The 13,701-nt window shown below is 58.7% G+C and carries 11 protein-coding genes; 6 read left to right on the forward strand and 5 right to left on the reverse strand.

Annotation, left to right across the window (positions count from 1 at the left end):
* Positions 1-40: 40 nt before the first annotated feature.
* Positions 41-793 carry a type III pantothenate kinase gene (locus KI787_08815; GenBank protein ID MBV6630051.1) on the reverse strand — a complete coding sequence of 251 codons (753 nt, stop codon included), beginning with the start codon at positions 791-793 and terminating at the stop codon, positions 41-43.
* Positions 790-1,215 carry a PaaI family thioesterase gene (locus KI787_08820; GenBank protein MBV6630052.1) on the reverse strand — a complete coding sequence of 142 codons (426 nt, stop codon included), beginning with the start codon at positions 1,213-1,215 and terminating at the stop codon, positions 790-792. Before KI787_08820 ends, KI787_08815 begins: the two co-directional genes overlap by 4 nt.
* A 53-nt stretch (positions 1,216-1,268) precedes the next feature.
* Here KI787_08820 and KI787_08825 point away from each other — a divergent pair, with 53 nt between their 5' ends.
* Complete coding sequence (locus tag KI787_08825) at positions 1,269-1,802, forward strand: hypothetical protein (GenBank protein ID MBV6630053.1); 534 nt, start codon at positions 1,269-1,271, stop codon at positions 1,800-1,802.
* On the opposite strand, the gene KI787_08830 is transcribed toward KI787_08825, so the two are convergent.
* A complete protein-coding gene (locus KI787_08830) occupies positions 1,740-2,474 on the reverse strand; it encodes a sulfite exporter TauE/SafE family protein (GenBank protein ID MBV6630054.1) in 735 nt (244 codons plus the stop codon). The genes KI787_08825 and KI787_08830 overlap by 63 nt on opposite strands.
* A gap of 144 nt (positions 2,475-2,618) precedes the next feature.
* Here KI787_08830 and KI787_08835 point away from each other — a divergent pair, with 144 nt between their 5' ends.
* The 4 genes from KI787_08835 (at position 2,619) to KI787_08850 (ending at position 7,774) form a co-directional block, all read left to right on the forward strand.
* Positions 2,619-3,248: a TetR family transcriptional regulator gene (locus tag KI787_08835; GenBank protein ID MBV6630055.1), complete on the forward strand. Its 630-nt coding sequence runs from the start codon at positions 2,619-2,621 to the stop codon at positions 3,246-3,248.
* Positions 3,249-3,250: 2 nt separating this feature from the next.
* The gene (locus KI787_08840; GenBank protein ID MBV6630056.1) at positions 3,251-5,602 is read left to right on the forward strand and encodes an MMPL family transporter; all 2,352 of its coding nucleotides are present in this window, start codon (positions 3,251-3,253) and stop codon (positions 5,600-5,602) included.
* Positions 5,589-6,383 (forward strand): outer membrane lipoprotein-sorting protein, encoded by a 795-nt coding sequence (locus tag KI787_08845; GenBank protein MBV6630057.1) that lies wholly within the window; start codon positions 5,589-5,591, stop codon positions 6,381-6,383. The genes KI787_08840 and KI787_08845 overlap by 14 nt, the downstream gene beginning before the upstream one ends.
* Before the next feature lie 125 nt (positions 6,384-6,508).
* Positions 6,509-7,774, forward strand: coding sequence for a hypothetical protein (locus KI787_08850; protein ID MBV6630058.1), 1,266 nt, complete (start codon positions 6,509-6,511; stop codon positions 7,772-7,774).
* Between the two features lie 757 nt (positions 7,775-8,531).
* Here the strand turns inward: KI787_08850 and KI787_08855 are convergent.
* Together KI787_08855 and hrpB are read right to left on the reverse strand one after the other, a co-directional pair.
* Entirely contained in the window at positions 8,532-9,923 is a 1,392-nt protein-coding gene (locus KI787_08855; protein ID MBV6630059.1) for a hypothetical protein, read from the reverse strand.
* 225 nt (positions 9,924-10,148) lie between these two features.
* Entirely contained in the window at positions 10,149-12,599 is a 2,451-nt protein-coding gene (hrpB, locus tag KI787_08860) for an ATP-dependent helicase HrpB (protein ID MBV6630060.1), read from the reverse strand.
* Between the two features lie 41 nt (positions 12,600-12,640).
* Here hrpB and KI787_08865 point away from each other — a divergent pair, with 41 nt between their 5' ends.
* A complete protein-coding gene (locus KI787_08865) occupies positions 12,641-13,687 on the forward strand; it encodes a 3-deoxy-7-phosphoheptulonate synthase (protein MBV6630061.1) in 1,047 nt (348 codons plus the stop codon).
* The last annotated feature ends 14 nt before the right edge of the window (positions 13,688-13,701 follow it).

The raw sequence follows: 13,701 nt of genomic DNA on the forward strand, positions 1-13,701 counted from the left end.
CCATCGGATCGAGCCGCCACTAGGCACGCTCCAGACTAGATTACGGGGTTGCCGGCCTGGGGTCTATACCGCCGTATTCGTCATTTTGGTGACGGACCCACGCACTGAGCCCAAGCAACACTAGATTTGGAGCGGCATTCAGCCCGCTGGAAGGCTCCATGAGTTGCGCTAAAAATGTTGACCCTCCGCCAGTAAGCCAAATCGGGTGCGGCTGGGCTTGAGCCTGCGCCCGCTGGATTGCGCCAAGGGCACATTGCATCGCGCCGGACAGTAGAGCGGGCTCGGTATCAGTCGCCAGATCTCGGATTCCTTGTTCCAAATCTGCAGGTGGCGGCAAGGCCGTGCGCGGGCCTAAGGCCTCCAATAAGGCTTGCGGGCCGGGTGCAATCCACCCACCCAGGTGCTGCCCGCCTGCGTCGCAGAGATCAAAAGTCATTGCCGTGCCAATACTGATCACCCCGCAAGCATCACCCTGCTGAGCATAAGCCGCTGCCAACGCCAGCCAGCGATCAACGCCCCATTTGCGATGATCGGAATACGCGCAGCGAATGCCTAAGCCTTCTTTGGGAGTGCGTACCCACTGGGTGTGGGGAGGGAGAACCCGGCGCAGCTGCCGCTCTCGGTCTGGGGAGGCAACACTGCTGATAACAACGCGCTCACCTGGGGCGAGTCGCTCAGCCCAAGCTGAGAGCTGTGCATAGTCCACCACTTCTACGTCACCAATGTCACCCTGGCCGGACCAATGACTGGCCTTCAGACGCGTATTCCCCGCATCTAGTAACCAAGCCCTCATTGCTTGCCAGCAGGAGGTCGCACATAAGACCCTGTGGCATGCGCTACGAGGTCCTCACCGCTGGAAATCTCCACGGTGCAGACAATGAGTCTTTGCCCAAGTTTGATAATGCGCGCATGCGCCTCTAAGTCCTGCATGGCAGGCCGGCGCAGAAAATGCATGTTCATATCCGTGGTGACGGCCAGCAGCTCCGGACCTACGGTGCCTAGGATGGCGGCGTACATAGCCGTGTCCGCCAACGCCATCATGGTGGGGCCAGATAAGGTGCCGCCTGGGCGCAGCTGTTGATCGCTGGCGGCTTGGCGAACACGCGCCTCACCATCGCCGGCGTGCAATATGGAAATGCCGGAATCGGCCAAACCTGGAAGCTGCGGTCGCAGCAGCGCCTCCAGTTCTGCAGGATTTGCGAAGTAAGTACTCATGAACCGAATTATGCCCTTGCCGCCAGTCGCGGTATGCACCACGGAGGCTCAGCATGGCCATCCCTGATTCTTGGCTGCACGGCGAACGTCGTGTTCGCTGGGCCCGGCGCATTTTGTATTCCGCGATGGCCTGCGGCATCAGCATTGTGGTCTTCGTCTCCCGCGAGGATCGCGGCGATGCACTCGCTTTAGCTGGAGAGTTTGTACTCGCCATTCTGGTCGCGAACCTTGCTTGGGTGTTGCGCGAGGTCTATATCCTCAGCAGCGGCCTAGAAGATGTGGGCTTAGACCGTACGGCACCGGCCCAGCTCATGCTCGGGAAGTCCATCCGCCGAATGGTGGGGGTATTGGTGATGATGTTATTGGCCGGCACTGGACTCATGCTGTGGGCCGGGCGGTTGTTGCCCCAAGATCCCAGCGGTGAGTTCGCCCTCTTGTTCTGGGTATTGCTGGCCAGTGGTTTTGCCTTATCGATTTACGTGGCCGAGTTGATTACCCACCTCATACTGGCATTCGAGGCTGCGCTAATTCAGGCTCAGCAAACCCCAAACACCGCGCAGCAGCAACTGCACACCCAGCAGAGCTAACACCAGGCGAAATACCCGTTCAAAACGGGCTTGAGACAGCTGGCTCATGAGGCGGCGACCGGCGAAAGTACCCATGACCACCGCCAGCGATAGCGCCAAGGCCCAATCCCAATGGCCCAAAACCGCAATCCCGGCTGTGCTGTAGGCGGCGAGCTTAACCAAGTGACCGATCACCTGGACCAGCGCCAGTGTTCCTACAACTTCTTCTTTGCGCCACTGGGGTGCAAAGAAAAACGGCGCCAGCACCAAGCCGCTGGCCCCCACTACAGGGCCAATGATTCCCTTAAGACAGCCTCCTATCACCATTCGCCAAGGCAAACTCAAGCCATGCACCCGCCCCGGCTTAGGCAGTAGGTTGGCCAGCACAAAACCGCCTAAGGCCAAGCGCAACAGGTTGGCATCCAGGTTCACCAGCCAAGGAGCCACCAAAAACGGCCAAGGCGCTGCACAAGCGGCGCACAGCCCGCCGTTACGCCAGTCCACATCGTGTCTATAGGCCCAGGCCCGTGTGCCATTGGACACTGCCTGAACGATGGCATGTAATGCCAGCGCCACCAACGGGGACAAACCTGCCGCATAAAGCGCAGCAATAAGGATCGTGCCGCCACCGACGCCCGCCACAGCAGAGAGCACAGCGGCAAACACGGCAACAACACATAGCAGCGGCAACATCACGACAAGCGGCCTGACTCAACATGGGCGGGCAGTATGCCCTAGCCCCCAGATTCAAGAACTCAGCTCGGCAAGAACTTGACTCCCAGCAATTCACATACATACTAGTTGGTATGTAGACCACTTGGGGACCTGCTGCTCGACATGAATATGTCACGCAAAGAGGCCGCGGATCTCACCCGCAGCCGGCTCGTTCAAGCCGCATTCGAAGAAATTCATCGCAACGGGTTCAGGGCCGCGAGCCTAGAGGCCATTTTGCGCACGGCTAGCGTGACTAAAGGGGCTCTGTATCACCATTTCTCAAATAAAGCGGCCCTGGGTTATGCCGTTATTGATGAGGTGATTCGTCCTTTTATTGAGTCGAACTGGCAGCCAGTACTAGCCGCAGACAACATCATTGACGGCGCCATCTCAGTGCTGCATGCGCGGGTTCACGAACGCAGTGATATGGCGCTCACCTTGGGCTGCCCTTTCAACAATTTGATTCAAGAAATGAGCGCGGTTGACGATGGCTTTCGCACCCGCCTGCACTCCATTTTGGAAGATTGGCGGCAGGGGATTTCAGCGGCCATTCGCCAGGGACAACAGCGGGGCGATGTGCGTAGCGACGTCGCCCCCGAAGAAACAGCCGATTTCATTATTTCCGCCATTGAAGGCTGCATCGGGATGGCCAAGGGTGCTCAATGCGCACGCATCTACGATGGCGGAATGCGTGGCTTAGAGCATTACCTCAATAGCTTGCGGGCAAACCCCGCTACACCGTCGGGAGATTGATTATGGGTGCGGTCTTTAATGCATTTTTGGAGCGCTACGCGCGCTGGGTGATTCGAAATCGATGGCTGGTGCTTATCGCCAGCCTGCTGGCCATTGCCGGCATGGGCTATGGGGCTCAATACCTCACCTTCTCCACCGATTACCGCGTGTTTTTCGGCAAAGAAAATCCGCAACTGGTGGCCTTTGACCGGGTCCAGAACATCTACAACAAAAACGACTCGGTCCTGTTTGTCATCGAACCGGAAGGCGATACGGCCTTTAACGCACAGACTCTGAGTCTGGCGGAAGAAATGACCGAAAAGGCGTGGATGCTGCCCTTCACGCGCCGCGTTGACTCCATCACAAATTATCAGCACACAGAAGCCCTGGGCGATGATTTGCAGGTCGGCGACCTGGTCAGCGACGCTGCGCAAAAAACGCCCGATGAGCTGGAGGCCTTACGCCAAATCGCCATCAATGAGCCCTTGCTGCTCAATCGACTCACCTCACCAAACGGGCATGTCGTCGCCGTCAACGTGACTTCTGAGTTCCCCGAACAAGACATTAGCGAGCTGCCGACTACGGTAGCCGCCGCGCGCGAGCTGCGCGACGAAATGTTGGCCAAATACCCCGGGCATAAGATTTATATGTCTGGCTCCAACATGATGAGCAACGCCTTCTCGGAGGCCAGCCAAGCAGATATCCAAACGCTGTATCCGCTGATGTATCTGACGCTGATCGTGATCATGTACCTGCTCCTGCGCTCCATTGCAGGAACGGTCGCCAGTGTGATTGTGATCATCTTGTCGGCAGCCGGTGCCATGGGCCTTGCCGGTTGGATTGGCATTGGCCTCACCTCACCCTCGGTGGCCGCTCCGGTCATTATCACCACGCTGGCCATCGCTGACTCCGTGCATATCCTGGTGACCTATTTTGCCGACCGGCGTCAGGGGCTAGATCGCGAACCTGCCATGGTCGACGCTCTGAAAATTAACTTCATGCCGGTGCTCATGACCTCGGTGACGACGGCGATGGGCTTTCTCACCATCAACTTCACCGACTCCCCTCCTCTGCGCGATTTAGGCAATATCACCGCCATGGGTGTCATTCTGGCCTGGATGGTTTCTGTAACCACGCTGCCAGCCTTGATGATGATGTTTCCGCACAAGGTGCCCGCTGCCTCCAAAGACCGTATTTCCGGCGCCTTGGAAGCCTATGGCCGGTTTAGCCTGCGTCATCGCACCCCCTTACTGGTCGGCGGGCTCATCGTCTGCTTAGGGCTGGTGGCTCTCATTCCCAAAAATGAAACCAATGACCTCTTTGCGCATTACTTTGATCCACGCATTGAGTTTCGGACCGACACGGATTACATCGTCGACAACATCTCTGGCTTGTACACCTTCGAGTTCGACCTCGCTGCACCGAACGGCGTCGCTGACCCCGAATACTTGCAGCAACTCGATGAATTCAAGCAGTGGTGGCTGCAAAACCCCAAGACACTGCATGTAGCCAGCGTGTCGGACATTTTCAAGCGCTTGAACAAGAACATGCACGGGGACGATCCCGCCTGGTATCGGCTGCCCGAGCAACGCGATTTAGCCGCGCAGTATTTGCTGCTTTACGAGTTCAGCCTGCCTTTTGGCCTGGACTTAGCCAATACCATCAACATCGATAAGGATGGCTCGCGTTTCTTCGTGGTCACCAAACACCTGACCAGCAAAGAAACCCGCGCACTGGCCGATGCCGCCAGGGATTGGCTCCAAGCCAATGCCCCCGATATGGCGACTCTAGGCGTGTCGCCTGCGGTGATGTTTGCTTACATTGCCAAGCGCAATATCACCGCGATGATGTGGTCTATCCCCTTGGCCCTCGCGGCCATTTCGGTACTCCTGGTGTTTGCTCTGCGCAGCTTCAAGTTCGGAGCGCTGAGTCTGATCCCAAACTTGCTGCCATTAGGGATGGCCTTTGGGGTTTGGGGCGTGTACAACGGCACCATCAACTTCACCATGAGCATCTGTTTAGGGATGGTCATGGGCATTATTGTGGACGACACCATTCACTTTTTTGCCAAGTACCTGCGCGCCAGACGCGAGCTAGGGCTGAGCCCGGAACAGGCGATTCCCTTTGCCTTTCGCACCGTGGGCACCGCCCTGGTGGTGACCTCCATCATTCTGGTTTGCGGCTTTCTCATTCTGGCCACCAGTGCGTTTACGCCCAACAACGGCATGAGCCAGCTCACAGCCATTGCCATTGGCACGGCGTTGTTCGCCGACTTCTTGCTGCTACCGCCGCTGATTTTATTGGTCGACCGCGACGCCGCGGCCGACTCTTCCGATACTGAAACCCTCTTGGAGACTCAACATGCAAGCGCTTAAGCGTTCCTTAATCGTTGGCCTCGCGGCCAGCCTTAGCCTGCCCGCAATGGCACAAAGCACAGACCCTGCCCAACGCGGTTTGGAAATTGCGCAAGAAGCCGACCGGCGGGATGAGGGCTGGGGCGACTCATCTACGGTGATGACCATGACCCTGCGCAACAAGCAAGGCCAAGAGTCAACACGTGAGATGCGCAGCCGCTCCTTGGAGGTGGCCGATGATGGCGATAAGGGATTGATTATTTTTGATCACCCCAAAGACGTACGCGGTACCGCTTTGCTGACCTTCTCGCATAAATCGGGTAGCGATGATCAGTGGCTGTATTTGCCCGCACTCAAGCGCACCAAACGAATCGCGTCGAATAACAAATCCGGCCCCTTCATGGGCTCCGAGTTTGCCTACGAAGACTTGTCTTCACAGGAAGTGGAAAAGTACACCTACAAGTACTTGCGTGATGAGAGCTACGAAGGTCAGCCGGTTTTCGTTATCGAACGGTTTCCTGTGGATGACAACTCTGGTTACACCCGGCAAATCGTCTGGATGGATAGCGAGCGTTACATCCCGCTGAAGGTGGAGTTTTACGACCGCAAGCAAAGCCACCTGAAGACGCTGACGCTGCACGAGTACGAGCAGTACAAAGACAAGCATTGGCGTCCGCTGCGCCTGGAGATGGTGAACCATCAAACCGGCAAGTCCACCACGCTGAGCTTCGCCGAATATGAGTTCGACCTGGGCCTAGGCGAGCGCGACTTCGACCAGGGCGCTTTGGCCCGCGCGCGATAGCTAGAAGGCGGTGCCGCAGGGTTAGCTGCGGCCTGTCCCACTGTGCTACGGAGATTTGGCTGGGCTGCGGCGCGCCGCGAGCGCTGCTGCAGCCCAAGCCACCAGTTTGTTATCGAGGAGACACCATGCGCAGTCCTGCGCCAATCACAACCCGCCGCGCCGCTGCGCAACTCACCGCCATCGCGTGCATGGCGTGTATCTGTCCAACTGCGGTGCTCGCAGGGGCGTGGTACACCGAGGCTGAACTCAGTATACAAACCCGTATTCATCCCGAAGACGGCCCGCGCTCGGAACAAGAGCACACCGATAATTCGCTGGGGGTCTTGGCTGAGTTTTACTGGGAGTCGGATGACCGTAATCACTCCTTCACCTTTACGCCTTGGGCCAGACAGGCTGTGGAAGCCGAATCGCGTTCGCATTGGGACATTCGCGAGCTGCAGTGGACAGGCGTATTCGGGGACTGGGAGTTAAGAGCGGGTATTTCCAAAGTGTATTGGGGGCGCACCGAAATCTTTCCCCTCGTAGACGTCATCAACCAGCTGAACTTGCTGGAGAATTTCGACGGCGAAGACCGCCTGGGCCAGCCTATGCTGCGCGCCGCTTACCGCACCGGCCCCGGCTACCTTATTGGCTTTGTACTGCCGGGCTTTAGGGAACAGCGCTTTCCCGGCCAAGAAGCCCGTTTATCGCCGCCCTTAGCGGTGCGCGACAGCGACCCCGTTTACGAATCTACGGATGAGGATTCGCACGTGGATTGGGCGGTCCGTTATGCCGGTTATGTAGGCAGCCTAGACTTTGGCATTGCCCACTTTCAGGGAACCAACCGCCAACCTCTGCTCATTCCAGACAACCCCATGATGCCCACGGCCCTGGTGCCGGCCTATGGTCAGATGGAGCAAACCAGCATTGACGCGCAATACACTGCCGGCGGCTGGCTCTACAAGCTAGAGGCCCTGTATCGCGACAGCGGCGTTCCGCAGTTTCCTGCAGATGGTCTGCAATGGGGCGATGAGCAGTTTTATGCGGCAACGGGAGGGCTGGAATACACCAGCTACGGCATCGCCAGCACCAGCGCAGACCTGGGCATGGTGGTGGAATATCTCTGGGATGAACGTGGGGAGGCCGCCAACACCGCCTTCCAAAACGACCTCTTCTTAGGCGGACGCCTAGCCTTCAATGACGTGCTGGGTACGGCGATACTCAGTGGGGTGGTGGTCGACCTAGATAACGACACCCGCTTTTTTAACCTGGAGGCTAGCGGGCGCTTCAACGGCCAAACCAGTTGGAGCCTGCAAACGCGCGTCTTCAGCAACGTCTCTGCCGAGGACCAGCTCTTCTCCGCCATCCAGAACGACGATTACCTAGAGCTAAATATCACCCGATATTTCTGAGCACCGCGTAGGCCGGCAAAAACGGGAGCAACCGCAGGTGGCGACCATGGAGAGACCACAGCGCGATGACGTACCGGGCACATAGGCCACAGATGCGCGTAGAGTCACGCGGAGGATGGACAGCATTTCCGGCGCCACCGAAGCTTGGAGGAAGCTTAAAACGATGCGCCCTAGTCGGCGCTGGTTTTGTTTTTTCCACAGATGAGCACAGATTCGCGCAGATTATGGGGAGGCTTGGCAGTCGACCTGGAGGACCAGCGCTCGCCTTAACAGAAGTGCGACTTCTGACAATCGCTAAGTCACTGCCGCAATTTACGCTTAGGTCCAAGCCTACACAGTACTCATCTGTGGCCATCCGTGACCATCTGTGGAAACCACCATTCGAAAAGTAACAACAAGCTCCGAGACTCGCGACCTCGGCGGGCTTGAGTTTTTTGCCGCAGATTTGCGCAGATTGACTCAGATTGTTGTGGGGCCTTGCGGCCGACCTGGAAGCCCAACGCCCGCCTCACAAAAAGCGTTACTTCTGACTACGGCTAAGTCACTGCCACTATCCCCGCTTTTACGCAGATCTACACAGCACCCATCTGCGGCCATCAGTGACCATCTGTGGAAAAAACAAAAACAATCTGCGGCTGGTCTTTCTCCAGGTTCTGGGCCAAAAAAAACGCGGGCCACCCCAAGGCGACCCGCGCACTTTGCCCCCCGTAGAGTTTAGGCGCCAGGCTCCCCCGATCCCGGCAGCACCAAACTCGTATTAGGGCAGCAACCCATCACAATACTCAAACGGATCCGCACTGGTTCCAAAGCTCTCCGAGCCAAAAGCCAGGTTGTTCCAGTAGGCCTTGCGCGCTTCAATCCATGCGGTTTGATGTTCGCAAAAGCCGGCCTCCTTCACCCGCGTTACTTCTCCGAATCCTAACTGAGCTAGGGCCTCGCTGACTACCGCTTTGTCCGGATCCGCCGTCAAGTCGCCCCAACCTATCTGTAGCCAAGGCGCCACGGGGTTGACCGGCAGCGCTCCCAGGTCCAGCACGCCCTCAACAGGGTCGTAGTCACCAATGGGTGGCACCCAGGCCGCCTCTTCCATGGCCCGACGCAATTGCCAGTTGGTGATGAATACATCATTCGCGGCCACCATGAAGGCCTCGCCATCAATCAGCTTAATACCACCGGTGTGCCCTGCAGCGCGGCGGGCTTCCAGCAGAATCTTGGACGCTACGCCCGCAGCGCGCGGTGTGGAAAAGCTGGTACCACCAACGCTACGCGTGCCATTTTGGCAGGCCTGACAGTACGGTAGATCCTGCACGAAGTCGCTCACAAAGTCCGGAAAAATTCCGGACAAGCTGGTGCGCCCCTCGGAGGTGCCCTCTTCAATTCCCGACACCCCAATGCTCCACCATGGGCCGGCACCCGCACGAAAGGGGGAAAAGCCTGGCGCATTACCCGCAGAGCTGAAGTGCATTTTGCCTAGCTCGACCATGCCCTGGTACGAGAATTCGAAGTTCGCGGTTTCCGGAATGGGGTAGGCCACTCCAGGAATCGATACCCCATAACTGGTGGAGATCATATCCACAGCCGGATGGGTAAAGGCCAATTCATGGGAATCCACCGAGCCCAAGCCGTTAGGCTCTACAAACAGCACGATCGCTTCAGGGTTGGCCGTGAGCACGGCGGCGCTAGTACCGACGCCATGCGTATCCGATTCGGTATCCGGCAGAATGGGAATGTTCCCGGCCGCAAGGTCCGCAATCTGGTGGGTGGTGGCGATAATGTTGGTGCCTTCAAACCAGTAAAACTGGAAGGGCCGGATGTTGTTCCAAATCTGGGCATCCTGAGCAAAGTCGGCGAAAAAATCACCGCTGCGACTCAGCGAGATAATTTGCTCCGGCCCAATATCAAAGGCGTCTAGAACCTCAGGCGTCACCGCCGAGGGAGCACTCTTCGCATAAATATCCGAACCGGCATGGAAAAAGTCGTGGTACACGTTAATGCCGGAATCGATCACGGCCACGACCACCTGGGCCTGCCCGGCATCAGCGCGAGCGGTCACAGGGGATGATGAGGCGGCAGAATTACTTCCGCCTTGGCAGGCTACCAGGCCGCTACACAGCAAGCCCAGAGCCGCCGCTTGCAGACGACGAGTCATGTGGGGGATTCTCCTTCCCTAGAGATGTCAAGGTTCTTGCACGACGCGAAGTCGCGCAGCAGGGTTCAGCAAAATATAAGCCAAAGCTGAATGCGTAGGGGTGCAATCGGCGCGTACTACTGAAAATCTACGCTTTGTCCATACGCCCCTGGTGTCCCTTAACAGAAGACATCAACACCTAGGTCGCCGTGTCCTGGCACCCGCGTTAACGCCGCCGGCTTAACATCAGCGACGGCGCCTAGGCTCAGGGGGTTTTGCGAGCTCAGGGCGCTCCGGCCAATCATGTTTGGGATAACGCCCCCTCATCTGCGCGCGGACCTCCTTCCACGCGCCCGCCCAAAAGCTGCCAAGGTCGCGAGTGACAGCCAGCGGCCGCCGTGCCGGGCTGAGTAGGTGCAACAAGATGGGGCACTGATGGGGGCCCACCTGCGGCCCCGTGGCCAAGCCAAACATTTGCTGAACCGGAATGGCCAGCACCGGCCCCTCGGGTGCGAGATAGTCCAATGGCCACGACCGTCCATGAATTGTCACTTCAGATGGGCAAAAGCCTTGCAGCTCAGACCAAACCTGTTGCAGCCGAAATCCTAAACCCTGCTCGAGCGCGTGGGCGCTGCGCAACTGCTCCAGGCTACTCATGCCGCGCAGAAATGGCGCCAGCCAATCCTGCGCCTCTGCCCTGAGCACCGCATCACTACAATCCGGCCAAGCTAAGCCTTGGGCGCGCGCCCAGGCCACTCTGGCCTGAAGCTGCCGTAACTGGGGTGTCCAAGGCCATTGATCGGCCGCCTCGTTGACCAGAACTTGCAGCAGCGTCTGGCCAAGGCGCTCGGCATCACTCGGCAGTGGCGCCGTGTTCTGACTCAGCACTAGCTCAAGTAGCCGATGCTCTCGCCGGCATTGGAGTTGCCCGCGGGTGGGGTCCCAGCGCAAGTGCTCTTGCTGCGCAATGTGCTCGGGGCTTGCCGCTTCCAGCTCTGTGAGACGAATACGAAGCGCCCGCCGAATCTGCCCTTCCGGACCACCAGAGATATCCAGCACCACCAGGAAGGATTGCTCAGCCAAATCCGGATCCCCCCTCAAAACTGCGCCGCCACCCCCGCTTAATTTGAAACGCCCTGCCCCTCCACGCTGTTGCCCAATGCGATCTACAAAAGCGTGGGCACAGGCCTGGCGCACCGCAGCAGATAGCTGCCAACTGCGGGCCGAGCCCCATTCGCGTGGAGCGCGACCACGCAGCCGGCGCAAAGCCTGGTCCAGGGCGGAGCGCTGCACGCGCGACAGACGCTGATCAGCCCAGGCTTGGAGTATCTCCTCCAAGTCGACCAAGCTCTGTGGCAAGGGAAGATCCACCGTGCCGATGGCTGCGATGGCTAACAGGCAAAGCTGCTCTGCGGAGCTGCCCAAACCATGCCCCTGCTCCAGGAGGCTGGCCCAGCGTGGGTCCACACCCCACCGCGCCATAGCCGCCCCTTGCTGCGTGAGGCGGCCTGTACTCTCCAGCGCACCCCACTGACGCAGTCTTTGCTGCGCTTCCTGTAGCCGTCCAGGATGCGGTGGCTCTAGCCACGGCAGCTCTGCTGAGCCCCAGCGGGCTAGCTCCATCGCTAGCGGACTCAGGTCAGCGCGCTGTACTTCCGGCGCCAGCGCCGGTGGGAGTAACTCATCCTGAGGCCATAGCCGAAAAACCTGCCCCGGCCCAATCCGACCCGCACGACCCGCGCGTTGCTCGGCCTGGGCCTGTGTCACTCGCCGAGTGACCAAACGGCTATAGCCCGCCCGTGGATCGTATTCGGCATAGCGCGACCAGCCCAGGTCTATCACCGTGTTTACACCCTGCACCGTGAGGCTGGTTTCGGCAACCGCCGTCGCCAAAATGATGCGGCGCTGTTGAGTTTGTAAGGCGGCCTGCTGCTCGGCAGCTTTGAGCCGCGCATACAAGGGAAATATCGGCGTGCTCAGCGACTGCAGGCTGCGCGCGGCCGCAGCAATTTCACGCTCACCCGGCAAGAACACCAGAACGCTGCCAGAACCCTGCTCTATGGCCTCCAGCACCACTTGCCGCAGGCCACCCTCCAAAGCTTGGTCCAAACTATGCGGCCGGTGGTGGTAGCGCAATGGAAAGCAGCGACCAGGGCAGTGCACATGCGGAGCGGACCAGCGCTGCTCTAAGTTTTGCCCTTGCAAGGTGGCCGACATCAGCCCCAGAGCTAAGTCCTCCCGCAGCGACGAACTGACCTCCGAGCACAAGGCCAATGCCAGATCAGCCTGGAGGCTGCGCTCATGAAACTCATCCAATAGCACAGCCCCCACGCCGCTCAGCTCCGGGTCCTGCTGGATGCGCTGCACCAAAACGCCCTCGGTCATCACCACTACGCGGTTCGTGGGAGCCAGCACAGTCTGATCACGCGTTTGCAAGCCCACCAGACCACCAGCCTGCTTGTCACCCGCGTTCACGGCCAGACGCGCCGCGGCCGCGCGCGCCGCTAGCCTGCGCGGCTGGGTCAGCCACACCTGACCTTGGAGCCAGGGCGACTGCAATAAGGCCAAAGCAACGGTGGTCGTCTTTCCTGCGCCAGGCTCTGCCTGCAAAATGAGCCGGCGCTCCCGGCCCAAAGTATCGACGATGGTCGGTAAGTAAGCGGCAATTGGTAATCCGGTCGCAAAGTCTGCTCGCATGCTTGGTATGCTAGACCGATTTGATTGCCCGGAAGGATTCCATGCATCGTCTCGACAATCTGCGCATTGCATCTATCCGCCCGGTAGCCACACCAGCTGCCGTGCAACAAGCGGCGCCCATTAGCGACGCCGCCGCGCAGACCGTACAAAAAACCCGCTCTGAAATTGAGGCTGTACTCAAAGGTCAGGATGACCGTGTGCTGGTCATTGTTGGTCCCTGCTCTATTCACGACCCCGTAGCCGCCCGCGAATATGCGCAGCGGCTGACCGCGTTGCGGGAAAAGGTCAACCAAGAGCTGCTCATCGTGATGCGGGTGTACTTTGAAAAGCCCCGCACCATCGTCGGCTGGAAAGGCTTAATTAATGACCCGCACATCGATGACAGCTTCGACATCGATCATGGCCTGCGCCTGGCGCGGCATCTGCTGATCGACCTGAATGCCATGGGCATGCCAGCGGGCGTGGAATACCTGGATATTCTCACCCCACAATATTTATCGGACCTCGTGAGCTGGGGCGCCATTGGAGCGCGCACCACCGAGTCGCAGTTGCACCGGGAAATGGCATCCGGGCTGTCCTGCCCTGTGGGCTTTAAGAATGGGACCAACGGCAGCATCCAGGTCGCGGTCGATGCCATTAAATCCGCCCAGCACCCCCACCGCTTCCTGTCTTTGACCAAAACGGGGGTGGTGTCCATCTTTGAAACCACGGGCAACCCGCTCACGCATATCATTTTGCGCGGCGGTTCCGATGGCCCAAACTTCGATGGCGACAGCATCGAAGACACAGCCGCTCGCCTGGAAAAAGCTGAGCTACCTGCGCAGGTGATGGTGGATTGCAGCCATGCAAACTCTGGCAAAAAACCCGAACGCCAGCCGGAGATTGCCCGCGACTGTATTGCCCGGCGCGCGGCTGGCGATCAGCGCATTTTTGGCCTCATGCTCGAAAGCCATTTGGTTGGCGGCAAGCAAAGCAAACCGGAAAACTACGGCCAGAGCATTACCGATGGCTGCTTAGGCTGGGATGACACTGAAGCCCTGCTGGTTGAGCTGGCACAAATGCTGCGCGAAGCAAAAACAGAAGCCTAAAACGCATCACATGC

The organism is Oceanococcus sp. HetDA_MAG_MS8, from assembly GCA_019192445.1.
Taxonomy (GTDB): Bacteria; Pseudomonadota; Gammaproteobacteria; order Nevskiales; family Oceanococcaceae; genus MS8.

Coding starts and splice junctions, on each gene's coding strand:
- KI787_08830 (MBV6630054.1), bottom strand. CDS start 2,474: ATGTTGCCGCTGCTATGTGTTGTTGCCGTGTTTGCCGCTGTGCTCTCT.
- KI787_08835 (MBV6630055.1), top strand. CDS start 2,619: ATGAATATGTCACGCAAAGAGGCCGCGGATCTCACCCGCAGCCGGCTC.
- KI787_08815 (MBV6630051.1), bottom strand. CDS start 793: ATGAGGGCTTGGTTACTAGATGCGGGGAATACGCGTCTGAAGGCCAGT.
- KI787_08850 (MBV6630058.1), top strand. CDS start 6,509: ATGCGCAGTCCTGCGCCAATCACAACCCGCCGCGCCGCTGCGCAACTC.
- KI787_08840 (MBV6630056.1), top strand. CDS start 3,251: ATGGGTGCGGTCTTTAATGCATTTTTGGAGCGCTACGCGCGCTGGGTG.
- KI787_08820 (MBV6630052.1), bottom strand. CDS start 1,215: ATGAGTACTTACTTCGCAAATCCTGCAGAACTGGAGGCGCTGCTGCGA.
- KI787_08865 (MBV6630061.1), top strand. CDS start 12,641: ATGCATCGTCTCGACAATCTGCGCATTGCATCTATCCGCCCGGTAGCC.
- KI787_08855 (MBV6630059.1), bottom strand. CDS start 9,923: ATGACTCGTCGTCTGCAAGCGGCGGCTCTGGGCTTGCTGTGTAGCGGC.
- KI787_08825 (MBV6630053.1), top strand. CDS start 1,269: ATGGCCATCCCTGATTCTTGGCTGCACGGCGAACGTCGTGTTCGCTGG.
- hrpB (MBV6630060.1), bottom strand. CDS start 12,599: ATGCGAGCAGACTTTGCGACCGGATTACCAATTGCCGCTTACTTACCG.
- KI787_08845 (MBV6630057.1), top strand. CDS start 5,589: ATGCAAGCGCTTAAGCGTTCCTTAATCGTTGGCCTCGCGGCCAGCCTT.